Below are 25,243 nucleotides of genomic sequence, written 5' to 3'. Positions count from 1 at the left end.
GAAGATGAAAAAGACTAGTGATCAAGATTACAGTTTGAAAGAAGCACTTCTATTTAGCCAACGCATTGCCTAATTAAGTAAAGCCCTTTGGAAAACCGTAGAGAAGGATTGGCAGCAATGGATTAAGCCTTATGACCTTAATATTAACGAGCATCATATTTTATGGATTTCATATCATTTAAACGGGGCTTCCATTTCCGAAATTGCCAAATTTGGAGTTATGCACGTTTCTACTGCATTTAACTTCTCCAAAAAACTAGAAGAACGAGGTTTGCTTGAGTTTTCTAAAAAAGAAAGCGACAAGCGAAATACGTACATTCAGCTGACAGATAAAGGCGAGGCCATTTTATTAGATTTAATGGAACATTACGAACCTTCTAATAATTCAGTGTTCAGCGGCGCACTTCCGTTGCGCGACTTATACGGCAAATTCCCTGAGTTTATGGAACTAATGACCGTCATCCGCAAAATTTACGGTGAAGATTTTATGGATATCTTCGAGCGATCTTTCCATCATATCGAAGAAGAATTCACTGAAGAAGATGGCAAGCTTGTCAAGAAAGATAAAGAGAACCACCACGAGACTATTTCAAACTCTTAATGGTTAGTCCCTTATCCATTGAATAATTTCAAAAAATTCATTCATCACATCTTGATAAGAAGGTTGATAACGAAGCGATTCGACCGTCTCTCTGGGAGTTAATTTATAATTCAGCATGCCAACAAATTGTGTAAGAAGCGGAACAAAGTCTGTTAGACCTTCCGCTTTTTGCTCAATATATTCGTTTTTTGTATCTTCACACAGAATTAAAATTTCCTCTACTTCCTTCTTTGTAAGCTGATTTCTTACCACTAAATCAATAAATGGTTTAGCTTCTTGTTCAGATGTCCCAGATAACAGTTTTATGTAATATTCTAAACGTGATACTCGAGATTCTAAAGTTTCCATCCGCTTCCCCTACTCCTTCAACGTTCATATACCTCTACTCCATATTGTACATGATTCATTCATGTTCTTCCAAATAATTCTTTCTGCGTCATTCACATTTCCTGTTTAAGTAGCACCGTATAAAGATTTTCATATACTGATTATGTGCTCACTGCATATATTAATATAAATCCCTCTGTCCTTTTTAACATTCCTTTGGCACAATGGGTAATTGTTACTCATTTCTTATCCATTCACTTTGCTATTTCGTTTAAAACCTAGTTCTCAACTTCTTAACTACCCTTTATAAAATAAAAACCGCATTTCTGTGTAAATACCTTTTGAAATTCTTTGCTCAACTGTATATATAACTATCTATTTTACCGCTTTTTTGGTAATGTTAATATAGATATTTGTAAATTCATACAAAGCTGTACTATATAAATGACTATAAGACTTTTTGTCTTCGTCACACTGATTTTGTTAGGGGGATTTTTATGTACATATTCTTTATTGTATTTGCGCTATTCATTTTATTCTACATCAATGCACTAACAAATACATTGTGTATTCAAAAAGAAGTTCCAGCTGAAAAACAGCCTAAAGTTTTTCGTACGATTAATGTATTAATTACCATTTTATTAGTTTCATCTTATATTGAAGTATCATTTACATAAAAAACGGTGAGATGTCTCACCGCTTTTTTATAGGCTTAGCAAAAACAGCTAGCTCCGATGATAACTAATAAGATGAATAATACGACTAATAGCGCAAATCCACTGCCGTATCCGCATCCGTAAGAACCCATATCTATCACCCCTTTCCTTTTATATTCATCTGTTTCCTAGTGGTAACATGCACAACCAACAATGACTAATAAGATAAACAGTACAACTAATAGTGCAAAACCGCCTCCATATCCGCCTCCGCTCATTTGAGCACCCCCTTTGTTTACTAATACTGCATCTTATGCATCAGCTCAAAAAACGTCTAGGCTTTTAGCCCAAACTCCATAATTTATTTCTCTTGCTTCTCGTTTGGAGATTACTCTGTGAGTTTGTCCATCATTTTGAAAACGCTTTATAAAAAAGCCATCATAAGCGTATAATCACTCCATGCTTAGTGGAAAATAAATGTAAATTTACGTGGTTTTAACTTCATTTGCTAACATCAGGAAATGTGATATAGTAAATCTTGAGTCAAGCTACATAAGTAAAAATGATGAGTAGGAGTGTTTACGTATGAAAAAAAGCTTAGTTGCACTAACAACGGCAGCCAGCCTCGTTGCTTTATCAGCATGCAGTGGGGGAAATGATGCTTCAAATGCAAACGATTCTTCAAAAGTAATTGTAGAAACAAAAGCAGGCAATATCACTCAAGGTGATTTGTATAAGCAAATGAAAGATACAATCGGACAAGACCAATTTAATACACTCGTACGAAGCGTTACCGAAGAAAAAGTATTGAGTAAAAAATATAAAGTAACGGATAAAGAGCTTGATCAGCAGCTGAACATTCTAAGAGAACAATACGGTGATCAGGTGGATTCAGTTATTAAGCAAAAAGGCGAAAAAGAAGTCAAAGATATGCTAAAAGTTGATATTCTCCGTGAAAAAGCTGCTACGGCAGGCATTAAGGTATCGGACAAAGAGCTGAAAAAAGCTTATGATGAATATAAAGCTCAAAAACCTCAAATTCGCGCAAGTCATATTTTAGTAAAAGACGAAAAAACAGCAAACGAAGTAGAAGCGAAAATCAAAAAAGGCGAGGACTTTGCTAGTCTAGCAAAAGAATATTCAACGGATCAGCAGTCTGCAGCTAACGGCGGCGATTTAGGCTACTTCGGTGAAGGCCAAATGGTTAAAGAATTTGAAGAAGCGGCTTACAAGCTGAAAAAAGGTGAAGTAAGTAAACCAATCAAAACAGAGTACGGCTACCATATCATCAAACTAGTGGATAAAAAGAAAGTAGAATCGTTTGAGAAAAAGAAACCCGAACTTGAGCAGCAAATCAAACGTTCAAAAGTAGATCAAGCAGAAGCGAACAAGAAGATTCAAAAAGAGCTTGATAAAGCAAAAGTGAAACCAAAAGATAAGGATGTAAAACCAATTTTCGAAGAAGGTGCGACAGATAGTCAATCTGGCGTAGAAACTCCTCAGCAGTAATGCTAAGAGCCTGTCACTCATGTGACAGGCTCTTTTATATAATCAGATGGAATCGCTGTTGCGTCTTTCTTTTTCCACTTGCATTCTTTCGATGAAGACTTGTCCCTCTTTTTCAATAAACGAATCATCCACTTGCTTATCATGTTGTGCAGCACGAATCGCCATAAATCCACTAAAGAAAATGCCTGCTACAACTAAATAAATCCAAATTGGTAGTGTCACCATATATTGATCCCCCATCACAGTTATTTACAACCACTATATGCGAAGGAAGAAAGACTTATACCTTTTTAATCAATCGTTGGTTTATAAAATGAGCGATTATCAAGTGCAAAAATACGCTCTGTAAACTCACCGGGCTTCACTTTTGTTAATGCTCGGTCCAGCATATTCATTTTAGCGTCTACATTGTCAATCAAATGAAGCATCTCAGCCTCTTTAATTAACGGCTTTTTCGGACTTCCCCACTCTTCCTTACCGTGGTGCGATAATACAAGATGCTGAAGAAGCATAACCTCTTCTCCTTCAATCGCTAATTCTTCTGCCGCTTTTCCAATTTCATTCACCATAATTGAAATATGGCCAAGCAGGTTCCCTTCGACTGTGTATATCGTCGAAACAGGACCTGAAAGTTCAAATACTTTGCCAAGGTCATGAAGAATAACTCCAGCATAAAGCAAATCGCGGTTTAAGCTTGGATAAAGGGTTGAAAATGACTCAGCCAGCTTTAACATAGACACCACATGGTAAGCAAGTCCCGATACAAACTCATGGTGATTTTTAGTTGCTGCCGGATATTCTAGAAATTCCGTTTGATATTTTTTAAACAAATGGCGAGTAATGCGCTGGACATTCGAATTTTTCATTTCAAATATACTCTTTGTAATATGTTCGACCATTTCTTCTTGAGATAAAGGCGCCACTTCTAAAAAGTCAGATGTGCGCACTCCGTCTTGGGGCTGTGCAGGACGAATGTTGCGTATTTTCAGCTGGTTGCGTCCCCGGTAATTCATTACTTCTCCAGCAGCTCGCACAATCTTTTGAGCAGCATAATTTTCCTCGTCATCTGGGGAAGCATCCCACAGCTTGGCTTCAATATCACCTGTTTTATCTTGCAGGATTACCGTTAAAAATGGCTTTCCATTGCTTGCAATTCCTCTCGTTGAGGATTTAATTAAAAAATAAAGATCAACTTGCTCTCCTACTTCGTATTGAGCAATTCCTTTTGTCATGATCTTTTCCTCCTTACCACTTCATTCTATGTATTTGATAACGAAGCTCTTATCGCTTCTTCCGCTTATTTACAGCTCTTTACATTTCATTTTACCATCGCTTGCCACTGAATGCACGGGTAGACGCTTTTTCATAAAAGATGAGATTGCGACATAACAAAATCAATGCAATCTAAAGACGAACAAATTGGATAAAGGCGCTGAACTGCTTGAGACACCGCTGTTGATTTCCGTGCAAGACTTCGCTTTCCGCGAGCGGGCGCTGAGCCTCATCGTCCCTTCCGCTCCTGCGGGGTCTCACCTATTCCGCTTTTCCCGCAGGAGTCTTCGTCTTGCTCTCCAATACACAGCTAGAAGCAGCCACATATATATGAAAACTATGGTCACTATAGCAATAAAAAAATCCGAACGAGTTGGATTCTCCCTCAAGAATCTAGGTTGTTCGTTCGGAACTTCCTTCAACTAAACTACTTTTATCTCAGCCTCTCACTTCTTTATGTTTCTTTTTTCGTTAGCTGCAGCGCCTTTTTAATATCTTTAAAAGAGGTAGATTGCCCATACATAAGGACTCCTCCTTTATACACACGGGCACCAAATATAGCTAAAGCAGTAATCGTCACAACTAAAATCCCTATCGATACACTCACTTCCCACACAGGAACATTTAACATACCTACACGCAAAAACATAATCATCGGAGCAAAAAATGGGATAAAAGATGTGACCGTAATGATTGTGGTTTCAGGATCACCAAGTCCAAACATAGCAATTAAAAAAGCAGCCACAATCACAAGAGTCATAGGCGTAATCATTTGCTGTACATCTTCAATACGGCTCACAAGAGAACCTAAAAAAGCCGCGAGCGTAGCAAAAAGGAAGTACCCCAATATGAAGAAGACAAATGCATACACGAATGTAGTCAGCGGAACATCATTAAATCCGAGATAAGAAAAGATACCGCTATGATTTGTTTCCACACTGGCTTTTAACGATGTGTAACCCACGCTCAGTATCACTGCAAGCTGTGTTAAGCTGAGCAGTGCAATTCCAATGATTTTAGCAAACATTTGTGTAATAGGTGATACGCTCGATACAAGGATCTCCATAACGCGGGATGATTTTTCAGTAGCTACTTCCATTGCGATCATGCTCCCATACATGATAACAGCAAAATAAATAACAAACAGCAGTACATACACAAGACCTCTTGCTTGATTTAGCTCTTGTTCTGTTTTGGCATTTTCAACTAACGCTTTCTTTTTAAATGAAACAGGGCTGTAAAGCTGATCAATTTGCTTTTCTTCTAACCCGATTTTCACTGTAGCCATAGCCACTTTTGTTTGCTGTACCGCCTGTTCTAAGGTAGAAGAAAGGTTTGATTCGGCCAAAGAGTTAGCTTTGTACACAGCTTGAGGCAGCTGCTTATCGTTTAAAGATAAAAGTAAATAGCTATCGAGCTCCCCGTTTTTTACCGCTTGTTTTGCCTTAGACTCAGACGTAAATTCTTTTAAATGAATGTCTTTATCCATGGCATTTACATTTTGTTTGAACAACGTATATACGCTTTCAACTTCATAGATGACACCCACATTTGTTCCATTATCGTCTGAATTAAAAACGTCGATAATTTTCTCCATATTTGTAAGAGCAACTAGAATAAGAGCAGTAATAATCGTCGTAATAATAAAAGATTTTGTTTTTAATTTATTAAGATATGTATGAAAGACAATGACCCAAAATTTATTCATAGGAAGCACCTACCTTTTCAATGAAAATATCATTTAATGAAGGCTCTTCCACTGCGAATTTAGATACAAATGAAAAGTATTTAAGTTCTTGAAAAATGAGTTGTGATACGGATTCATGTTGAATTTGAACAATCATGCCCTCAGCCGTTTTTTTTACCTTTACAACGCCTTCAAGCTCTGTAATTCTCTCAAACGGACCTTTTCCATGTACAATGACGTTTTTCTTTCCAAATGAACGTTTGATCTCGGGCAGCCTTCCATACACTACAGGCGTGCCATGATGCATAATACATAAATATTCACAAAGTTCTTCCACATGTTCCATTCGATGACTTGAAAAAACAATCGTCGTTCCGCGTTTTTTCAAATCAAGCACCGCTTCTTTTAATACCTCTACGTTTACAGGATCTAAGCCGCTAAAAGGTTCGTCTAAAATAAGCAGCTCGGGTCGATGAATAACAGAGGCAATAAATTGAATTTTTTGCTGATTTCCTTTGGATAGCTCTTCTACTTTTTTGGAAGCATATTGGGGAATATTGAATCTAGATAACCAATGCTCCATTTCTTGCAGCACGTTCGCTTTTTTCATTCCGCGCAACCGTCTAAGATATACAAGCTGATCTTTGACTTTTAATTTCGGATACAGTCCCCTTTCTTCTGGAAGGTAGCCAACTAGATGACTTCTACTGTAAGTTAAAGATTTATCATTCCATTGGATATGACCTGAGGTTGGTTCAATGAGCCCTAAAATCATTCGAAACGTCGTCGTTTTGCCAGCACCGTTTGCACCTAAAAAACCGAACACTTCGCCTTTTGGAATTTGCAGGGATAGCTCGTTTACAGCTGTAAATTCACCGTACCTTTTTGAAACTTCACGGATAGAAAGAGACATTTAATTCCTCCTTTGTAAATAAACCTATGTTTATTGTATGGAAAAAAATGATATCTGTAAACCTTAGCAGGATTTAGGGGAATAGGACGAGAAATATGTTGAATACGCTTACAATTATACTATAAGAGGAGAGTAGATTTTATGAGTACTTACACATTAACCGCTTTTGAAAAGACGGGGGAAAAATTAATAGATGAAAGTTTTGAAGCAGCTTCTGAGACAGAAGCAAAGACTATCGGCACCAAGAAGTTAGAAGAGCTTTCCTATTTAGAAAAAACGCATCGATGCGTTAGCTCTAGCGGAAAACTTGTATTGTTTCATCGTTAATACAAAACGCCGGAAAGTTTTAGCTTTCCGGCGTTTTATATTACTTTACAGCTTCTTTTAGTTCTTTACCAGCTTTAAATGCCGGTACTTTTGATGCTGGAATTTGCATTTCTTCACCCGTTTGAGGGTTACGGCCTGTACGAGCAGCACGCTCGCGTACTTCAAATGTACCGAAGCCGATTAACTGAATTTTTTCACCTTCACCTAGCGTCGATGAAATTGTTTCTAGTAATGCATCAACTGCTTTAGATGCATCTGCTTTTGTTAACTCTGATTTTGTTGCCACTGCGTTTACTAAATCTGTTTTGTTCATTTCCAATCACCTCATTAGTTTCTACATTATCTTGTGTTACCACTGTTTTGCAACTTTTAAACATGCTCTATCAATATGATAGACAAAAATATTGGCTTTTAAACTAGTTCACTTAATTTTCGGAAATATCTTTTTCACTTTGATTAAAAACAGGCGCTCGCTTTTCTAGAAACGCACGTACACCTTCCTTATGATCCGGACTTTGGCTCATAGCAAACTGACTTCTTTTCTCAAGCGCAAGCACTTGCTTTAATTGTGAAACAGATGTCTCCACATAAATTCGCTTTGTTTCCTTCAAAGCACGTGAAGGTTTTTTTAGCCAATATGAGAGATAATCTTCTACATGCTTCGCCAAATCTCCTTCTTTTATTTCATCAATTATGCCAAATTGATGAGCTTCCTCTGCTTTTAATGTCTTTCCTTCCCAAATTAGCTGTTTTGCACGATGAGCACCGATGCGCTTTTCTAGTAAAAAGTGACCGCCTCCGTCTGGAATTAGAGCAATACCGATAAAGTTCATCGCAATTTTTGTGTGTCTTTCTGCAATAATATAATCAGAAGCAAGTGCGATGCTCAGTCCTAGCCCTGCTGCCGCACCGTGCAGTACACTTATTGTCATTTGAGGGAGGCTATATAAAGTCAGCACGGCTTCATTAATCAAATCCATTACCTGCTCAAAACGTTCTGATTGTGAAGGTGACATCATCATATTAATATCTCCGCCTGCTGAAAATACTTTTCCGTTTCCTTTTACTATTAAAAAGTCCGCTTCACTTTCTTCGACAACTTTTAAACATTGAATAAACTGCTCTAGCACTTCTTCGTTTAATGCATTTAACGCATCCGGCCTGTTAAACGAAATTGTGGCGATACGCTCTTGCAAAACTAGTTCTACTACTTTTAATTCGACGGTCATCTTACTCACCCTTTCTGATAATGATTGAGGACTTGTTCACGAAGCGTACGTTTTAAGAACTTTCCTACCGTTGTCTTCGGGATCTCATCCATAAATAAAATGTCATCTGGAAGCCACCATTTTGCGAACTGCGGCGCTAAAAATTCGAGCAGCTCTTCTGACGAAACGATGCCTTTGTATGCATCTTTTAACATGACACAAGCCACCGGACGCTCTTGCCACACCTTATGAGGGACTGCTATTACACAGGCTTCGAAAACAGCTTCATGGGCAATAAGCGCGTTTTCTAGATCAACCGATGAAATCCATTCTCCTCCGCTTTTAATTAAATCTTTTGTTCGGTCTACGATTTTGATCGTTCCCTCTTCGTCAACCGTCACAATATCTCCGGTGTACAGCCAGCCGTCTTTAAACGTATCTTCTGTTCTTTTATCCTTGTAATATTCAGAAGCTACCCATGGGCCCTTTAGTAATAGCTCACCCATTTCGACTCCATCCCAAGCAATTTCTCCATTTTGACCTATTACTTTCATTTCAACGCCAGGAACTAAGAAACCTTGCTTCGCTTTTACGTTGAGCTGATACTCAAAGTCTTCGCTGTACTGATAGCTTTTTAAGCGGGAGACGGTCACCACAGGGCTTGTTTCCGTCATTCCGTATGCATGCATAAATTCAATTTGATATTTTTCCTGAAATTCTCGAATGACGCTTTTTGGGGCCGCTGATCCGCCACATAAAATAGCTCGCAAACTATCGACTGCGTAAGGCCTGGTTTCTATCTCTTGTAAAAAGTTTAACCAAACGGTAGGTACTGCTGCAGCCAGAGTTACTTTCTCTTCTTCAATCAAAAAAGCAATCGTCTCTGAAGTACAAAAAGCACCCGGCAGCACGAGCTTTGTTCCAAACCAAACGGCAGCAAAAGGAATTCCCCATGCGTTCACGTGAAACATTGGAACGATAGGCATAGCGGTATCAGCTTCTGATAATCCAGCACTATCAGCAAGCCCTAGCGCCATACAGTGCAGATAAATAGCGCGATGAGAATATACAACGCCCTTTGGCTCGCCTGTAGTAGCAGAGGTATAACAAAGACCTGCTGGTTCTTCTTCGTTTAAATCTTGAACAAAAGAATGCGATGCATCCCCTTGCTTAATCCAATTTTCGTAATGATAAACTGGCAAGTCTGTTTTTGGCAGCTTATTTTCATCTGACATAATGATATAGGCTTCAACATGTGGAAGCTTGTGATGAATGCTTTCAAATAAAGGTAAAAAACATTCATCAAATAAAATGACTTTATCGCGTGCATGGTTAATGATGTATACAATTTGCTCAGGATCTAACCGGATATTGATGGTGTGAAGAACAGCACCTATTCCAGGCACGGCAAAATAAGCTTCTAGATGTCTATGATGATTCCATGCAAACGTCCCGACTCTTTCTCCTCGATTCACTCCAATTCGTTCTAGCATACTAGAGAGCTGCCGAGTCCGTTTTATTAACTGATTATAAGTTAAACGCTGAATTCCTTTTGAAGATTTAGAAACCACTTCTTTTTTACTAAACAGCTTTTCAGCTCTTTCCATCATAGATGGTACGGTTAACTGTACATTCATCATTAAGCGGCACCTCGCATCGCCATAATAAGAAAACGCTTACAACTTTTTTATATATTCAACAGATTCCGACATTTCCCTGCCGAAAATAAAAAAGATCACTAAAAAGTGACCTTTTTATTTCCTAAACAATTCATCTAAAATCTTGAGTTTCTCTTGCGTGTAGTGCTCGAATCCATCGTTGTACGATTTTGGGTCTTTTGGATTCGCAAACCTTGTGATAATGCCTGTTTCTGGATGCACGAACTTACTAGAGGCCCCGCATCCAAGACCAATAATCGTCTGCTTTTCTTCCATAATCATAATATTGTACAGGCTCTCTTGACCAGGGAATGAATATCCAACGTTCTCTAAATTACCTAAAATATTTTTTTGGCGATATAAATAATAAGGTTCATACCCTTGTTCTTGAGTCCACTCAGTCGCTAAATCCATCATTTTACCAATTTCATAGCGATCTGCCACTTTGTATTTCCGTTTATTTTGAGTCATTTCAGACGCGCGTTTAAACGATAGGGTATGAACAGTTAAAGATTCAGGAAGCAATTTTTTAGATTCGTCTAGCGTATGCTGAAATTCTTCTACACCTTCATTTGGAAGTCCAATAATTAAGTCCATGTTAATGTTATTCATCCCCATTTTTCGAGAAAGATGAAATTTATCAATAGTTTCTTCAACTGTATGATGACGTCCAATAGCTTTTAAGGTTTCTTGAATATAAGACTGCGGATTTACACTAATCCGGTCAATATTCCATTTGTTCAAAACAGCTAGCTTTTCTTCCGTAATCGTATCGGGTCTTCCTGCTTCTACCGTAATTTCACGGATATTTTGTACATCCGGGAACGATTCATACATCTCTTCATACAGCATGTCCATTTCTTCAGCGGTAATGCTCGTTGGTGTACCTCCACCATAATAGACGGTTGTAATCTTGACGTTATTGTCTTTTAGCCATTTTCCTACTTCACGCATCTCATAATGCAAGCCGCCTAAAAATGACGTAACGGATCCTTGACGTCCGTTAATTGCATATGCTGGGAATGTACAATATGCACACTTCGTCGGACAAAACGGAATGCCTATATAAATGCTTACCTCGTTCTTTAACTCATGTAAATCGGGAATAGCTGCTAGTTGACGATCCACAATATGCTGCATTAAATTAATTTTGTCATCGGTGATTAAATATTCTTCCTTTAGCTCACGATGCGCTTGTTCTTTACTTTTACCTGACTGCAGTTTCATATGAAGCAGCTTCGTTGGACGTATACCAGTTAAAATACCCCATTTTTGAACAATGCTTGTATACTCCTGTAGTACAGATAAGTAGACGCGAAGCACCACATTTTTTATTTGCTTAAATTTTTCTTTTTCTGTTTCATATGGCGTAAACGATTTAGCAAGCTCTTCTGTAAACACTTTGTCCGTTTCAGCGTCATGGAGTACTGCTTTCGCATAAATTTCTTCATGAACTTTTAGCTCTACTTCGACTTTCAGCTGAGCTTCGTTATCATCCTCAAAGGAGACGTTGCTTTCTTCAAAAAACAAATCTGAAATTCGGTGAAGCGGACGTAAAAAACGTTCATCTTCTATACCTTTTATATAAATGTTCAATATAATCACCTTTCAAATCAATTCTATCTAAGTAATCAGTTTACAAAACCTATGTATGTCCGGTCAAGGTGCTCAGTTCAAGGGAATGCGCGGACAGGAAACAAACGGAAAAGAGATTGAGCCATAAACATTAATTCAATCTAAAGACGAACAAATGAGATACATGAGCTGAACCGCTTGTTACACTTTGTTGATTTCCATGCAAGGCTTTGCTTTCCGCGGGCGGGCGATGAGCCTTCTCGTCGCTTGCGCTTTTCGCACGGAAGTCTTCGCCTTGCCCTCCAATCAACTGCTAGAAGCACGTACATATATGAAATCTACGTTCACTCTTCCAATAAAAAAATCCGAACGAATTGGATTCTCTATCAAGAATCTCGATTCATCGTTCGGATCTTCCTTCGGCTAAACTGCTTTTGTACTAGCCTCTTTTTTCCTTTATTTATTTTAAACGAAAGCTGTCAATTTGATGAAGATAACCAAGGCGCTGCTGCTTTCTAAATAATTCTTTTACCATATAGGCTACACCATTTTCATTATTAGAACGAGTAACCCAATCCGCAAGCATTTTTAATTCTGTTGGTGAATTGCCCATGGCCACACCCATTCCTGCATGTTCAATCGTTTCTAAATCATCATAGCAATTTCCAATTGCTACCACGTCTTCCATTGGTATCCCTAGACGATTTGCTACATAACGAACGCCGGCAGCTTTTGTGGCTCCTTTTGGCGTAATATAACATCTATTTTCATTTGGATACGAAAACCATTCAATATCCGGAACTGCACTAGCAATTGTTTGCTCGGCATATTCTTTTTCTCTACGATCTGCAAAATAAACTTCTATTTTTGGCGTAGAAACAGGTTCATCACGAAGTGTATCTCCTAATGAATCTACGAACTGCACGGGATAAAAGAGCGGTTCTCCCGTTTTCAACACGCTTTTAGCTACGATATTATTAGGAAGCTTTACACGATTTCCAATTGAAAACCTTTCATGTAAAATGCGGACATGACAATTAAAATTTTCAAAAAGCTGAATGAGATTAAATGTTTTTTCCTCGCTAATTCTCTTATCTAGTATCGGTTTGTCTATCGATGTTCCGATAAAGGCACCGCTATGAGTAATGAGCATTGCTGGATGAACTTTAAGTGACCGAGCAATTTTTTTAGCAGACGGAAAATGCCTGTTTGTTACTAACGTAACGTAAACCCCTTTATTTTTAACGAATTGAATTGCGTCTTTGGTTTCTTTTGTAACGCGCCCTTGGCTATTTAAAATGGTTCCATCAATATTCAACGCTAGCAATCGATAAGCCATATGAGAACCCCTTCTTTCATAGATGTCTAATCCGTTAGGATACGGTTATAAATGACCTTTTCATGATAGTCGGCATGTGTAGCCTTGTTACTAAGCTTATGAGCAGAACTGCACAATTAGAAGGAATTTCCGCATAAAAAAAAGAGGAAAAGATTTCTCTTTTCCTCTTTTCTCTATCTCTTATTCAGCCGCACCGTAAAGTTCTTCAAGTGGCTTCATGATAATTTTGTTTAATTCACCAATTACCATGCTCATACGTTGCTCAGCTTCCATTAGCTTCGCAATATTTTGATCTTGTTGAACGATTGCAACTGTTTGTTGAGCTTGCTGAACTTCTTCTTCAGTGATTTCTTGGCCCATCATTTGCTTTTGTTGCAACTCTATTTGCATTGTACGGAAACGCTCAAATAATTGTTTTGAACCTTGATCAGCGTTTACTGCTGCATATAAGTTTTTTAAGTTTGTGTAATCTTCGCTTTGACGAATTGCTTTTTCTAAATCATTTGCTACATCATGTAAGTTTACAGACACGTTAAGTTCCTCCTAATTAAGTTCTATAATTTCTTGACTTCCCTAACTATAACAAATTATTATATAAAATTCAGCTTAAGACCTTTATTTTCTTAGAAAACGATAAATTCTCTTCACAGATTGGGCTAATTCCTCATAGTATATATCAGCATTCGCCTACTAAAGGAAAGAAAAAGAGGATTCGTTTATGAATACTTTTACCATTTCTCTAAAACCACTAGAGAACCATATGAGCAGCGACATTTACATTAGTTCTGCTCTGTTCTCCCATGTGAAGTGCAAGCACGAGTTTACGTTAACAGTAGGCTCCATTACGAAAGAAGTCGAAGCCACCGTTTTTCAGCATCGAGAATGCTGTTTCATGATGTCAGAAGCTCTATTTACAGACTTTCGCTTTCCGTATGAAGCACATCAGCTGAGAGGCATTTATGAAGAGAACACGTTTAGGTTGGGACCCGTCATTAGCATCGTAACAGAAGTTCGAGAAGATGAAGAACTCTTTGGCTCCATTTCTGTATTTTGTAAGGAATTTGTTCAAGCTTGCAAGGAGTTAGGGTGTTTTTGCTATGTGAGTAAATTAAGCGACGTGAAGTCATTATCCCCTAAAGGATATGTTTATCGCGCTGATCGATGGGTTTATTCAGACGTTCCCTTTCCTGGAATCGTACACAATCGGATTCATGCCAGGAAAACGGAGCAAACCGCTGATTTTCAAACCTTTAAAACATTTTTAAAAGAACATGACGTTCCTTTCTTTAACGCACGCTACTTAAATAAATGGACGGTTTTTCAACAGCTTAAAGATGTCGTACACTTGCTTCCATATTTGCCAAAAACGTATCAGCTTCGTTCACGTCAAGATCTTCTTGACGCTTTGGAACTTCATGACGATGTTTTTTTGAAGCCTGTTCATGGTAGCCAAGGAAAAAATATTTTTAAAATTTCAAAAAAAGAGAAGTATATTTTAGACTATACAACGTTTACGCAGACATATGAAAAAGAATATGAATCTCTTTATGACTTATTTGAAACGCTTTATAGTCAATTAAAAAGGCAAGGATTCCTCATCCAAGAAGGAATTTCACTGCAGACATACAAACAGTGCCCTTTTGATTTCCGCATTCTCTGTCATAAAAAAGACGACTTGACGTGGAAAATCACGTCCATTGTCACACGTGTATCAAAACCCGGCAATTTCGTCTCAAATCTTGCCCGTGGAGGAGATATTCATCCTCCTCAGCAAGTGTTAACTCAGCTCTATGATTCAAAAACTACCCGCCATATCCTTTCACTTTTAAAAGAGATTGCGATTGAAATTTGCACGCAGCTTTCTCATCCGTCTGAACTTTATGCCGAATTCGGTATTGATTTAGCGATTGATCAAGAAGGAAAGCCTTGGATTATTGAAGTAAATGTCAAGCCTTCCAAACAATCTGATTCAAGCGCTTTCTCTGTCCGTCCATCAACAAAAGCACTGCTTGATTATTGTCTGCATGCAACGAATTTTCAATTTCCCAAGGAGGATTTATGATGATTTCATTAGGCTTTTTAACGATTCACCCGCAGCAAGAAGTGGAGTACGTGACCGAAATTGCTAAACATGCTTCTGAGTTTTCGATTGAAATATACCGTTTTACTCCTTTTAACATTCATCCTAACACCGAAAATATTGAAGGCTTCCGCTACGATTTACAACAAAAGAAATGGATAGAAGATTCCTTCTTACTTCCTTCGTTTATTTACGATCGCTGCTTTTATCGAAAAGACTCTCTGTCTAAAAAGGCTCGCCCTATTGTAAACTGGCTTAAACAGCGGGAAGATGTTACATTTTTAGGCCATGGATTACCCAATAAGCTAGATGTCTATGAAGTAATTAAAAAAGATAGCTATTTATCTTCATATATTCCTCCTACCACTCCAATCGAAAGTGTAGAGCAACTTGTTCAGCTGCTTCGAACAAACGATAGCCTAATGATTAAACCTGCCAACGGCTCACAAGGTAAAGGGATTGTGAAATTAAGACAGCGTGGACGTGAAATTGAAGCTTCTTATCAACAAAATGACATTGTAAACACCATTCTATTTTCCTCTTTTCAAGAGTTTAAGAACTGGTTTACGAAAACCACCCGTGATGTACTGTATATTGCTCAACCCCATATTTCATTTTTCCCTTATGAACGCACTCCTTTTGATATAAGACTGCTATTACAAAAAGGAAACGATGGTGCTTGGAAAGAAATTGGAAGAGGCATTAGACAAGGTGAACGGGACTCTATCGTAACAAATGTAAGTTCAGGAGCATCTATTGTACCTTTTGAGAACTTGCTGCCTCGCATTCCTCGCGTTCATCGTCAATATGTAAGGGATGAAATCAACACCATTTGTAAAACGATTCCGTCCGTGCTCGAAAATCACTTTCCTTCTCTTTTTGAATTAGGTATTGATTTATGTATCTCGAGAGACTTCAGCATCTGGATTCTAGATTTAAATTCGAAACCGGGAAGAAAAATAGTAATGGAAACAGCACCTGAACAAAAAGAAGTCATGTATAAAAATGTCCTGTCTTACTGCGTCTATTTAGCTAACACACTATCGTATCGTAAGGAGTAATGCTATGAAAAAAACTCTTACTCGCCTTGTTGTAGTAGAGCAGCTAGGCTGTGATCTTTCTGTTCCTGCATCTCTTTACAAAGACTCCTTGAAACAAGCAGCTTTTGGAACCATGACAGCTCCATGCCTTATACAATCTTCAGAACGTGAAGAAATTCAGATTTCAGCTGAGCTAATGACAAAACTTCAAATTCCTTTCGCCCATATGATGCATCCTATTATTGTGAATGAGACCATTCACTTAGGACCTTTAATCGGTGTGTTATCCGCTGGTTTTACTGGTTCTCTGCTGCGGCCAATTGGAAAGCGTTCCCTTCACTTAGCTAAACTTCTTTCTACTGCAAGTATAACAGGGGGCCTGCCTTTTATTTTTGGAACTCATCATATCAACTGGGAAACCGGGACCATAAACGGCTATTTTTATGAAGAAAGCGGCTGGACACAACATGAAATCCCGCTTCCTAACGTTGTATATAATCGTTTGCCAAATCGAAAAACAGAAGGGTTAGCTCCTTTTAAGTTCATTAAAGAAAAGATGATGACTGATTACGGCATTCCATTTTTTAATCCTGATTTTTTCAACAAGTGGGAAATTCATGAGCTTTTAAAACTGAACGAGCAGACAGCCTATTTGTTACCTTACACGGTTGAAAGTCCTTCGTGTGAGCAAATAAAAAAACTTCTGCTTCTTCATCAAACCGTTTATTTAAAACCGAAAAACGGAAGCTTAGGCCGGGGCATTTATACCCTATCTTTTAAGAGTTCCATGTACACGCTGACTTACAAAGGAGAAAAAGGTCTTCATGTTCAAGAAAAAGAAACCTTAGAGGATCTATTATCAGAATTTGAATATTTACTTACTAATCCTTCCTACATTGCTCAGCAAGGTATTTCATTAATCAAAAAAGAAAAGCGCTGTGTAGACTTTCGCGTGCATACGAATAAAGACGGGAATAACCAATGGGTGCTTACTGCTCTGGCTGCTAAAGTAGCCGGTCCCAACAGCATCACTACGCATCTTGATTACGGCGGAGAAATTGAAGCTACAGCTAAAATATTCACCAACCCTTCTTACAAAAAAGAAATTGAAAATAAGCTAAAAGATGCCGCTATCTCAATTAGTCATGTGCTTGAACAGGAGTTGAACGGATTAATTGGAGAGCTTGGATTCGATTTTGGAGTGGATTATCAAGGAAACGTATGGCTGTTTGAAGCTAACTCCAAGCCCGGTCGCTCTATTTTTTCACACCCTGCCTTACGAAAAGCGGATCAACAAACTAGAAAACTTTCTCTAGAATATGCGATTTACTTATCTGGATACTATCTAAATACACCTGAAGGCATCAGCATATGATTACAATTTACTATCACAAAGAAAAGCAGCAGTGGTTTCATCATAACCCTTCAGCATCTTACACATGGGGAGTTCAAAAAATTGAACTTCCCTTTACTCAAAACATTTCTTCTACTCAAGCTTTTCTTCGTTTAAAAGGAGAAAAAGTCGGTCCTATTGTGGGAGTTTTAACGAACAAAGCGGTTTTGGAAAAACTGAATGTAAAACAGCGCCCTTTATTGGAACTCTTACATCATACCCTGCAAGAAAAAGGCGGGCTTCTTGCTTTATTCGCTGAAGAAACAATGTCTCATCACTTCTTTGAAGGGTATTGCTTTGACGGTGCAAAAAAGCAGTGGATCAAAACAACTTTGCCGCTGCCAAACGTTATATATAATCGTTATCCAGGAAGAAAATCAGAAACTAAGAAGCTGACATCTTTACATCAAAAAATTAAAGGCAAGCACATCCCACTTTTTAATTCCGCTTTTTTTTCAAAATGGAAAGTATATCAATTATTTTCAAAGGAGCCACTACTATCTTCTCACCTTCCTAAAACCTATCGTTTAACACCAGAAATTGATATTGCTAAGCTTCTGCAAAAGCACTCTTCCCTTTACTTTAAGCCTATTAACAGCAGTAAAGGTGCTGGAATTTTTCGATTATCTTCCCATAAGCATACGATTATTTACCAAGATCATAAACGCAAAGAAGAATTTTCTTCTTTACAAGCAATTGACCTTCCCAGGTCTGCTTATCTCATTCAAGAAGCGATTGAGACGCAACCATTCAAAGACAGGCGCTATGACTTACGTATTTTAGCGCATCACAAAGATAGCGGATATGTTATTAGCGGCGTCGGCATTCGACATAGTCCCTATCAATCCATTACAACACATACGTTAAACGGCGGCAGCATTTCACCTTTTCAAGATTTAGAAAATGAAGTAGATACTTCCTTTCTTTCGTCCTTTGTAAATACGTGCGGGCAAGTCCTTCAAAAATCCTTCCCTCTAGTTGAAGAATTTTCTCTTGATATGGCAAAGTCAGCCCAAGGGCAGTATTATTTGTTTGAAGTGAATGCAAAACCGATGATTTTTGATGAAACAGATATTCAAACGCAAGGTGCTAAACACATATGCAACATATTTTACAAATTAACAAAATTTTTAGATTAAATGATTTTTCATCTCCTTTTCTCATGGTAAGCTTATAATAACTAATTGAGAAAGGAGATTTTCTTTATGGTTTCACACTTTCAGGTTAAACCGCTGTATCAAAATAATCGAATGCCGGGCTGGCATATCTCGTTTTATATGAATCGGGTTTATTATGAGGCTGATTATTTAAAAGATGGACAAATTGTATGGAAAACTGCGCCTTCTAATCAAATAGATGAAACACAATTAATTGATTATATTCATGAGCTTATGCTTTTTCACGTTTATGAATAGTAAGCTTTCACCGAAGGGAACGAGCACAGATGAAACAGTTGCACACACTATTTGGGGATAAAATGATTAAGGCTAAAATCCCTTCTCAATTTGAACGTTACAAATGGTTTTCATGTGATGAAGGCTTCATTGGAATTGAACACACCGCTTTATCTCAAAAAGAGCAGGCATTACTTTCTGCTTTTTTAACCCCTTATGATGAGAAAATTTCTTTACTGACGCCAGAGCAATTGTATTGGTCAGACCTGTTATTTGAAGCACCTGAAAAAGTCATTCATTCTCATCATAAGCACCATTCTTTTCGCTTCACCCAGTTTTTAATTAAACGTTTGTTTGAACAAAAAATAGAGTTTGAAAATGCGCTTCACGCCTTGTATTCTACCTCGATTACTGTGTTGTGGATTGATAAACAATCAGGTATCGTCATCGAAACCTTTAATGATCCTAATGACTTAACTGAAAATTTATCAGATTCTATCGAGGTGCTATGTCATGATTTTGAAACTTCAATTCAGTTCTTTGAAGGACAAATTCACTTTTTTCCGTCTTCACCGCGATTAATTTTTGAGCGTGAAAAGAAATGGTTTTATCAAATTAAGCATACAGTCGAACAAAACCATGTTATCCATTTTACCGACGTTTTACCCCATTTGGTTCTGCAAGAGTCTTCAGAGGCAATCCAAAATCATATGATACATTTACTTGACTTAGTAAAAGATGATGGAGATCTTTTAGAAACGATTAAAGTTTATTTAGAATGTAATTTAAACGTATCTCTTGCTGCTAAGAAATTGTACATGCATCGCAACAGCTTGCAGTATAGAATTGAGAAATTTATTGATCGCACACACCTTGATATCAAACACTTTACAGGAGCTGTGTCTGCTTACTTAGCCATTCTTGCTTTAAAAAATTCGCAAGATGGAAAATAAAATGAAAGGGTTTTCGTAAATAGTGCACGAAAACCCTTTCTTTTTTTTGTGCATGTTTCCCATTTACCGTTTCATTTAAAAAAATTACACTAGATTTAAGAAAACGGTTTCACAGAGTACATACAAGGGGGAAATGGAAATGGCTGAATTACGTTTAGAACATATTTATAAAATGTATGATAAAGATGTGACGGCGGTAAAAGATTTTAACCTTCACATCCAAGATAAAGAATTTATTGTATTTGTTGGGCCTTCAGGCTGCGGGAAATCGACAACGCTTCGTATGGTTGCAGGGCTAGAGGAAATTTCCAAAGGTGATTTTTATATTGACAGCAAGCGTGTAAATGACGTTGCTCCAAAAGATCGCGACATTGCAATGGTATTCCAAAACTACGCATTGTATCCGCATATGAGCGTATATGACAACATGGCTTTCGGCTTAAAACTTCGTAAATTACCAAAAGATGAAATCGAACGCCGCGTAAAAGATGCCGCTCGTATTTTAGGACTTGAGCAATACTTAGAGCGTAAGCCAAAAGCATTATCCGGCGGACAGCGTCAGCGTGTAGCTCTAGGTCGTGCAATCGTTCGTGATGCTAAGGTCTTCTTGATGGACGAACCTTTATCAAACTTAGACGCGAAATTACGTGTGCAAATGCGTTCTGAAATTGCGAAGCTTCACCAGCGTTTGGGTACAACGACAATTTACGTAACACATGACCAAACCGAAGCAATGACAATGGCTTCTCGTCTGGTTGTTATGAAAGATGGGATTATCCAGCAGGTTGGTACACCAAAAGAAGTATATGAAAAACCTGAAAATGTATTTGTAGGCGGGTTTATTGGTTCTCCTGCTATGAACTTCTTAACCGGAACGTTAAAAGACGGAAAGGTTCAAGTAGGCGATTCTCTTCTTGCAGTTCCGGAAGGTAAAATGAAAATACTTCGCGAGCAAGGATATTTAAACAAACAAATTATTTTAGGCATCCGTCCTGAAGATTTCCATGATGAGCCTGTATTTATTGAATCTTCACCTGGCACAAAAGTTACAATCAAAGTCGATGTATCCGAGTTAATGGGAGCTGAAACCATGCTTTATTCTAAACTTGGCGGACAAGATTTTGTAGCACGCGTAGATTCAAGAACAGATATTAAACCGCTTCAGTCTCTAGACTTAGCATTAGATATGAACAAAGCGCATTTCTTTGATGCAGAATCTGAACAGCGCATCCGTGCTGAACACGAATAAAAAAGACCCCCAGGGGTCTTTTTTTATTCCTGTATTTGCTTCAATTCTTCACTGTGACAAGTAGAGCAGTAAAAGAGATGAATACATTGGTGATTTGCTAAATCACTAGGATACCCATTTTCTACTTTTAACTGATCGATTTCCATGTAAGCACTGTAATCATCAAAATAATCGCTGACTTTTCCCATATCCCCCAGCACTCCTCCACATGTTTTGCACGTCATTTGTACATCACTAAACCCATTACATAAGGAACAAATCGACATCCGCACACCTCGCTTTACCTGATCAATATGTACCTATAATATGCACGGAATAAAACTCTCTTACTCTTTATCAAACTCTACACAAAAATTTCTATAAATTACCAATAGTTTTCTATGTATATGTTTTTTCCCTTTCGCCATAATACTAGTAACAACCGAGTACAACAGCTCGCAAGCATTGAGTTACGCCGCGGTAGGCAAGCGGATCTAATCGATGCATCTGCTCGGCTGGTTCAACTCCAGCTAACTCAACCATTACAATCTATTTTATCTAACGAGGAGATGAATACACATGGCAAATTATCAAAACGCATCAAACAGAAATTCATCAAACAAGTTAGTAGCGCCTGGTGCTCAAGCTGCTATCGATCAAATGAAGTTCGAAATCGCTAGTGAGTTTGGTGTAAACTTAGGACCAGATGCAACAGCTCGTGCGAACGGATCTGTTGGTGGCGAAATCACAAAACGTTTAGTACAATTAGCTGAGCAAAACCTAGGCGGCAAGTACTAATATTAACTAATTTCATATTATGGCTTTAGCGCTCCAAGATCTCTTGGAGCGCTTTCTAGTTTCTTTTAATCAGCTTCCTCATTCTTATTCCCAAATGATTTTACGGAAACTTTGCGAATACGTCGATTTTCTACTTCCTTAATGGTAAACAATATCTCTTCATATGAGAAAAAGTCTCCTTTAGCAGGGATATGATCAAACTGCTCATATATCCATCCCCCTAAGGTATGGCACGTACTGTCAGGAGAACTAACCGCTATATAGGTTAAAAATTCATCAATAGGGATGTCGGCGTTAAATTCGTACTCCTTTTCCCCTATCTGGTGTACATACTTAACAGCTTCATCATGTTCATCCCAAATCTCTCCTACAATTTCTTCTAATATATCCTCTAAGGTCACAAGACCGGCCGTTCCACCAAACTCATCAACTACAATTGCCATGTGCACCTTACTTTTTTGGAGCTCTGGCAATAGAACAGATATTTTCATGGATTCTACTACAAAAATAGGTTGTCTCAACAAATCACGAATAGAAATCTTTTTTCTTTGGATTAAACAGGTTAAAAATTCTCTTTCTGATAAAATGCCAATAATATTATCAATATGATCTTCATATACAGGGACTCTTGAATATCTCTCTTCAAGAAACATTTGACAAACCGAATCAATATCGGCATTTACGTCAACTGCTGTGACATCTATTCTAGGTTTTAAAATTTGCCCCACCACAATGTCATTAAAATTGAGTGAACGATGAACTAGCTCTTTTTCAATATTATTAATCGTTCCTTCTTCTTCGCTTAAATCTACCATCACTTTAATTTCATCTTCTGTAATCGTTGGTGTAGGAGCAGACGTTAACAAGTGATAAGTTCCTTTTTTTACCTGTAAAAATAAGAAGGAAATCGGGGTTAACAATTTAATAATAATAAATAACAAGGAAGAAATCATCAGCGCAAAAGATTCGGCATGCTCTTTAGCTAACGATTTTGGCAAGACTTCACCAAAAATCAAAATGATGATGGTCATAACAATGATACTAATCACAAGTGCTAGGTTTCCTTTAAACATATCGAGGGCAATTTTAGCTGCCAAAGAGGACGCAGCAATGTTTACGACAACATTTCCTACTAAAATTGTCGATAGCGTCTGCTCAAAGTGTTCAGCAATATGCAGCGCTTTTTTACTTCCCCGATATTTTTTCTCAGCGTAATGTTTTAAACGAATTTTATTTACGCTTGAAAAGGCTGTCTCAGCAGATGAAAAGAAAGCTGATAACATAAGCAAAACGACTAGTATCATCATTTGATTCAGAGGCAAGTCTCCCAAAAGACATTCACTCTCCTATTTTTTTGATTTTTCTGTCTTTTTATCATATCAAATTTTTTTGTTGTTGAATATTTCATTCATCAACTTTGTATTACTTTATGCTACGCATGCTTTTTATTATGAATAAGTATACAGATTGTATATCCTAAAGAATAGATACTATCTTTTATAGAGGGGTGTAGCCAATGAAAATTTTACTATTAGGCTCTACAGGGCGAGTTGGACAGTCTTTATTAAAAATGATGCTAAAAGATGAAAACGACGTTACTGTACTTGTTAGAGACCGCAATAAGCTACAGGTTAGTCATCCAAACCTACATATCTTACAAGGCGATGTACTTCATCAAGAAAATATCAACTTTGCCCTCAAGCACCAAGATATCGTAGTCAGCGCGTTAAATACAGATGGTGCAGAGACGATTTCAAAAAGTATGCCGCTTATTATAAACAGCATGAAGTATTATGGCGTTCATCGTATTCTTACTATTGGAACTGCAGGCATCTTACAATCACGAACAGAACCAGAAAAGTATCGTTTTCAATCAAATGAATCAAAGCGTAAAACGACCAGAGCAGCAGAAGATCATTTAAAAGGATACTTACACTTGAAGGAAAGTGATCTAAACTGGACGGTTATATGCCCAACATACTTGCCTGAGGGTGAAATAACAGGCACGTATCGAATGGAAAAAGAAATTTTACCAGCTGATGCCGTTAAAATTTCAACGGGAGATACCGCTCATTTTACCTACCATGAGATATGGGCTCAAAAATTCCCCAAATGCCGCGTTGGAATTGCTTATTAAAAAATCAGGAGAACTTTTCGTTTTCAAAACGAGAAGTTCTACATCCAGAAAATACCGATTATAGCTAATCCACCTAGAACAAAACCTCCTATTTGACCAACGAGAGCCGGTGTCAAAACAGGCTTTCCTTTTTCTTTCTCTAATGTGCTAATATCAAGCTTCATCTGATACATTTCTTCTTTTAAATCTTCAATTTGGCCGTGCAGCGCTTGAATCTGACGTTCTTGGTCACTCATCCACTATCTTCCCTTCCCTTTTTTATTTTTATCATATGCGTAAAAAAGTTAAAGCTTTACTTTTCGGCATCACTTTTTCTAAATGATAAAAACTCCTTTCCTCGGCTTTAGGATAAAAAACTCTTTCCTTCTCATAATAAAAAAGAATAGAGTCCTTAGTCACTGTTGAAAGGAGAACACGATGATAAAACTTGTGTTGATTCGGCACGGACAAAGCGTGTGGAATCTTGAAAATAAATTTACAGGCTGGACGGATGTAGATCTTTCTAAAAATGGATTGCAAGAAGCGCGAGAAGCTGGAAAAGTACTAAAGAAAAACGAATATACTTTTGATATTGCCTATACTTCTGTTTTAAAACGATCCATTCGCACTCTATGGATTGTCTTACATCAAATGGACTTCATGTGGATTCCCGTGTATAAATCTTGGAGGCTGAATGAACGGCACTACGGGGCTCTTCAAGGTTTGAACAAAGAAGAAACCGCAAAAAAATTTGGAGAAGAGCAAGTGCATTTGTGGAGAAGGTCGATGAACGAACGCCCTCCTGCTTTAGAGACAACAGATATTCGCTATGAAGCTTCCAACCCTAAGTATAAGGAATTAGCTAAGGGACAATTTCCTGTAACGGAAAACTTAGCCGATACAGAAAAGCGGGTTCTAGAATACTGGGACGAAACTATTGCTCCTTCTATTAAAGCTGGCAAAAAGGTTATTATTTCCGCTCACGGTAATACGATTAGGGCTCTGATGCAGTACTTGGATAACATTTCGCCTGATGGCATTGCGAACTTGAATATTCCTACAAGCGTGCCGCTTGTTTATGAGCTTGATGATAATTTAAAGCCCCTTAGACATTATTATTTAGGCATCGATGGAGAGATTCCTACCCATATTCCTTCTTCATAAAAAAC

Annotated in this window: 30 protein-coding genes, 1 tRNA gene and 1 pseudogene; 15 read left to right on the top strand and 17 right to left on the bottom strand. The window is 37.8% G+C overall.

Translation table 11 applies throughout. The features are described 5' to 3' along the window. Positions 1 to 4: 4 nt before the first annotated feature. Positions 5 to 601: pseudogene (locus BG04_RS14400) on the top strand (HTH-type transcriptional regulator Hpr). Positions 602 to 604: 3 nt separating this feature from the next. Here BG04_RS14400 and BG04_RS14395 read toward each other — a convergent pair. Then, entirely contained in the window at positions 605 to 949 is a 345-nt protein-coding gene (locus BG04_RS14395) for a DUF1878 family protein (protein ID WP_013081673.1), read from the bottom strand. 476 nt (positions 950 to 1,425) lie between these two features. Here BG04_RS14395 and BG04_RS14390 point away from each other — a divergent pair, with 476 nt between their 5' ends. Beyond that, entirely contained in the window at positions 1,426 to 1,605 is a 180-nt protein-coding gene (locus BG04_RS14390) for a hypothetical protein (protein WP_034654491.1), read from the top strand. 35 nt (positions 1,606 to 1,640) lie between these two features. Here BG04_RS14390 and BG04_RS29740 read toward each other — a convergent pair whose 3' ends face one another. Together BG04_RS29740 and BG04_RS29735 are read right to left on the bottom strand one after the other, a co-directional pair. Next, positions 1,641 to 1,736 (bottom strand): YjcZ family sporulation protein, encoded by a 96-nt coding sequence (locus tag BG04_RS29740; protein ID WP_016762974.1) that lies wholly within the window; start codon positions 1,734 to 1,736, stop codon positions 1,641 to 1,643. 36 nt (positions 1,737 to 1,772) lie between these two features. After that, positions 1,773 to 1,862 carry a YjcZ family sporulation protein gene (locus BG04_RS29735; RefSeq protein ID WP_016762973.1) on the bottom strand — a complete coding sequence of 30 codons (90 nt, stop codon included), beginning with the start codon at positions 1,860 to 1,862 and terminating at the stop codon, positions 1,773 to 1,775. Positions 1,863 to 2,169: 307 nt separating this feature from the next. Here BG04_RS29735 and BG04_RS14385 point away from each other — a divergent pair, with 307 nt between their 5' ends. Next, complete coding sequence (locus BG04_RS14385; RefSeq protein WP_016762972.1) at positions 2,170 to 3,093, top strand: peptidylprolyl isomerase; 924 nt, start codon at positions 2,170 to 2,172, stop codon at positions 3,091 to 3,093. A 42-nt stretch (positions 3,094 to 3,135) separates the two neighbouring features. Here BG04_RS14385 and BG04_RS14380 read toward each other — a convergent pair whose 3' ends face one another. The 4 genes from BG04_RS14380 to BG04_RS14365 form a co-directional block, all read right to left on the bottom strand. After that, complete coding sequence (locus BG04_RS14380) at positions 3,136 to 3,318, bottom strand: sporulation YhaL family protein (protein ID WP_013055310.1); 183 nt, start codon at positions 3,316 to 3,318, stop codon at positions 3,136 to 3,138. 65 nt (positions 3,319 to 3,383) lie between these two features. Then, positions 3,384 to 4,325 carry a 3'-5' exoribonuclease YhaM gene (yhaM, locus tag BG04_RS14375; protein WP_013055309.1) on the bottom strand — a complete coding sequence of 314 codons (942 nt, stop codon included), beginning with the start codon at positions 4,323 to 4,325 and terminating at the stop codon, positions 3,384 to 3,386. Positions 4,326 to 4,819: 494 nt separating this feature from the next. Next, the gene (locus BG04_RS14370; protein WP_034654494.1) at positions 4,820 to 6,073 is read right to left on the bottom strand and encodes an ABC transporter permease; all 1,254 of its coding nucleotides are present in this window, start codon (positions 6,071 to 6,073) and stop codon (positions 4,820 to 4,822) included. Beyond that, positions 6,066 to 6,965: an ABC transporter ATP-binding protein gene (locus tag BG04_RS14365; RefSeq protein WP_034654497.1), complete on the bottom strand. Its 900-nt coding sequence runs from the start codon at positions 6,963 to 6,965 to the stop codon at positions 6,066 to 6,068. Before BG04_RS14365 ends, BG04_RS14370 begins: the two co-directional genes overlap by 8 nt. A 141-nt stretch (positions 6,966 to 7,106) precedes the next feature. Between BG04_RS14365 and BG04_RS14360 the strand changes: the two genes are divergently transcribed. Continuing rightward, on the top strand, positions 7,107 to 7,292 hold the full coding sequence (locus tag BG04_RS14360; RefSeq protein ID WP_013055306.1) for a YhzD family protein: 186 nt from the start codon (positions 7,107 to 7,109) through the stop codon (positions 7,290 to 7,292). Between the two features lie 40 nt (positions 7,293 to 7,332). Here the strand turns inward: BG04_RS14360 and BG04_RS14355 are convergent, their stop codons facing one another. From BG04_RS14355 to BG04_RS14330, 7 genes are all read right to left on the bottom strand, one after another. Continuing rightward, on the bottom strand, positions 7,333 to 7,605 hold the full coding sequence (locus BG04_RS14355) for an HU family DNA-binding protein (protein ID WP_013055305.1): 273 nt from the start codon (positions 7,603 to 7,605) through the stop codon (positions 7,333 to 7,335). A gap of 112 nt (positions 7,606 to 7,717) precedes the next feature. After that, positions 7,718 to 8,521: an enoyl-CoA hydratase gene (locus BG04_RS14350; protein WP_034654500.1), complete on the bottom strand. Its 804-nt coding sequence runs from the start codon at positions 8,519 to 8,521 to the stop codon at positions 7,718 to 7,720. Between the two features lie 5 nt (positions 8,522 to 8,526). Beyond that, complete coding sequence (locus BG04_RS14345; RefSeq protein ID WP_034654503.1) at positions 8,527 to 10,140, bottom strand: long-chain fatty acid--CoA ligase; 1,614 nt, start codon at positions 10,138 to 10,140, stop codon at positions 8,527 to 8,529. 114 nt (positions 10,141 to 10,254) lie between these two features. Further along, complete coding sequence (locus tag BG04_RS14340; protein ID WP_170943847.1) at positions 10,255 to 11,757, bottom strand: coproporphyrinogen III oxidase; 1,503 nt, start codon at positions 11,755 to 11,757, stop codon at positions 10,255 to 10,257. A 127-nt stretch (positions 11,758 to 11,884) separates the two neighbouring features. Next, positions 11,885 to 12,043, bottom strand: a complete 159-nt coding sequence (locus tag BG04_RS30975) for a hypothetical protein (protein WP_162837677.1) — start codon at positions 12,041 to 12,043, stop codon at positions 11,885 to 11,887. A 150-nt stretch (positions 12,044 to 12,193) separates the two neighbouring features. Beyond that, entirely contained in the window at positions 12,194 to 13,072 is an 879-nt protein-coding gene (locus BG04_RS14335) for a Cof-type HAD-IIB family hydrolase (protein WP_013055300.1), read from the bottom strand. A 180-nt stretch (positions 13,073 to 13,252) separates the two neighbouring features. Next, positions 13,253 to 13,603 carry a YlbF/YmcA family competence regulator gene (locus BG04_RS14330; protein WP_034654506.1) on the bottom strand — a complete coding sequence of 117 codons (351 nt, stop codon included), beginning with the start codon at positions 13,601 to 13,603 and terminating at the stop codon, positions 13,253 to 13,255. A gap of 187 nt (positions 13,604 to 13,790) precedes the next feature. Between BG04_RS14330 and BG04_RS14325 the strand changes: the two genes are divergently transcribed. The 7 genes from BG04_RS14325 to BG04_RS14295 all read left to right on the top strand — a co-directional run bounded on the left by BG04_RS14325 (position 13,791) and on the right by BG04_RS14295 (position 21,181). Continuing rightward, positions 13,791 to 15,134 carry a YheC/YheD family endospore coat-associated protein gene (locus BG04_RS14325; RefSeq protein ID WP_034654508.1) on the top strand — a complete coding sequence of 448 codons (1,344 nt, stop codon included), beginning with the start codon at positions 13,791 to 13,793 and terminating at the stop codon, positions 15,132 to 15,134. Next, positions 15,131 to 16,213 carry a YheC/YheD family endospore coat-associated protein gene (locus tag BG04_RS14320; RefSeq protein WP_230586591.1) on the top strand — a complete coding sequence of 361 codons (1,083 nt, stop codon included), beginning with the start codon at positions 15,131 to 15,133 and terminating at the stop codon, positions 16,211 to 16,213. Before BG04_RS14325 ends, BG04_RS14320 begins: the two co-directional genes overlap by 4 nt. Positions 16,214 to 16,217: 4 nt before the next feature. Next, positions 16,218 to 17,567 carry a YheC/YheD family endospore coat-associated protein gene (locus BG04_RS14315; protein WP_034654513.1) on the top strand — a complete coding sequence of 450 codons (1,350 nt, stop codon included), beginning with the start codon at positions 16,218 to 16,220 and terminating at the stop codon, positions 17,565 to 17,567. Beyond that, on the top strand, positions 17,564 to 18,724 hold the full coding sequence (locus BG04_RS14310; RefSeq protein WP_034654516.1) for a YheC/YheD family protein: 1,161 nt from the start codon (positions 17,564 to 17,566) through the stop codon (positions 18,722 to 18,724). Before BG04_RS14315 ends, BG04_RS14310 begins: the two co-directional genes overlap by 4 nt. 66 nt (positions 18,725 to 18,790) lie before the next feature. Beyond that, positions 18,791 to 19,000, top strand: a complete 210-nt coding sequence (locus BG04_RS14305; RefSeq protein WP_013081659.1) for a YheE family protein — start codon at positions 18,791 to 18,793, stop codon at positions 18,998 to 19,000. Positions 19,001 to 19,029: 29 nt separating this feature from the next. Further along, the gene (locus tag BG04_RS14300; RefSeq protein WP_034654519.1) at positions 19,030 to 19,932 is read left to right on the top strand and encodes a PucR family transcriptional regulator; all 903 of its coding nucleotides are present in this window, start codon (positions 19,030 to 19,032) and stop codon (positions 19,930 to 19,932) included. Between the two features lie 139 nt (positions 19,933 to 20,071). After that, entirely contained in the window at positions 20,072 to 21,181 is a 1,110-nt protein-coding gene (locus BG04_RS14295; RefSeq protein WP_025752961.1) for an ABC transporter ATP-binding protein, read from the top strand. 23 nt (positions 21,182 to 21,204) lie between these two features. On the opposite strand, the gene BG04_RS14290 is transcribed toward BG04_RS14295, so the two are convergent. Next, positions 21,205 to 21,369: a hypothetical protein gene (locus BG04_RS14290; protein WP_013055291.1), complete on the bottom strand. Its 165-nt coding sequence runs from the start codon at positions 21,367 to 21,369 to the stop codon at positions 21,205 to 21,207. Positions 21,370 to 21,626: 257 nt separating this feature from the next. Here BG04_RS14290 and BG04_RS30480 point away from each other — a divergent pair. Together BG04_RS30480 and BG04_RS14285 are read left to right on the top strand one after the other, a co-directional pair. After that, positions 21,627 to 21,702: transfer RNA gene (locus BG04_RS30480), tRNA-OTHER, on the top strand. Positions 21,703 to 21,739: 37 nt separating this feature from the next. Beyond that, the gene (locus tag BG04_RS14285; protein ID WP_013055290.1) at positions 21,740 to 21,958 is read left to right on the top strand and encodes an alpha/beta-type small acid-soluble spore protein; all 219 of its coding nucleotides are present in this window, start codon (positions 21,740 to 21,742) and stop codon (positions 21,956 to 21,958) included. Positions 21,959 to 22,023: 65 nt separating this feature from the next. On the opposite strand, the gene BG04_RS14280 is transcribed toward BG04_RS14285, so the two are convergent. Beyond that, positions 22,024 to 23,289, bottom strand: coding sequence for a hemolysin family protein (locus BG04_RS14280; protein WP_034654522.1), 1,266 nt, complete (start codon positions 23,287 to 23,289; stop codon positions 22,024 to 22,026). Positions 23,290 to 23,474: 185 nt separating this feature from the next. Between BG04_RS14280 and BG04_RS14275 the strand changes: the two genes are divergently transcribed. Beyond that, the gene (locus tag BG04_RS14275) at positions 23,475 to 24,095 is read left to right on the top strand and encodes an NAD(P)-dependent oxidoreductase (protein WP_034654524.1); all 621 of its coding nucleotides are present in this window, start codon (positions 23,475 to 23,477) and stop codon (positions 24,093 to 24,095) included. A 38-nt stretch (positions 24,096 to 24,133) separates the two neighbouring features. Here the strand turns inward: BG04_RS14275 and BG04_RS14270 are convergent, their stop codons facing one another. Next, positions 24,134 to 24,331, bottom strand: coding sequence for a hypothetical protein (locus BG04_RS14270; RefSeq protein ID WP_016762958.1), 198 nt, complete (start codon positions 24,329 to 24,331; stop codon positions 24,134 to 24,136). Between the two features lie 181 nt (positions 24,332 to 24,512). Here BG04_RS14270 and gpmA point away from each other — a divergent pair, with 181 nt between their 5' ends. After that, on the top strand, positions 24,513 to 25,238 hold the full coding sequence (gene gpmA / locus BG04_RS14265) for a 2,3-diphosphoglycerate-dependent phosphoglycerate mutase (protein WP_013081653.1): 726 nt from the start codon (positions 24,513 to 24,515) through the stop codon (positions 25,236 to 25,238). Positions 25,239 to 25,243 lie beyond the last annotated feature (5 nt).

Origin of the sequence: Priestia megaterium NBRC 15308 = ATCC 14581, assembly GCF_000832985.1 — a bacterium.
In the GTDB taxonomy this organism is placed as follows: domain Bacteria; phylum Bacillota; class Bacilli; order Bacillales; family Bacillaceae_H; genus Priestia; species Priestia megaterium.
This window is presented reverse-complemented; position numbering and strand designations above follow the sequence as displayed.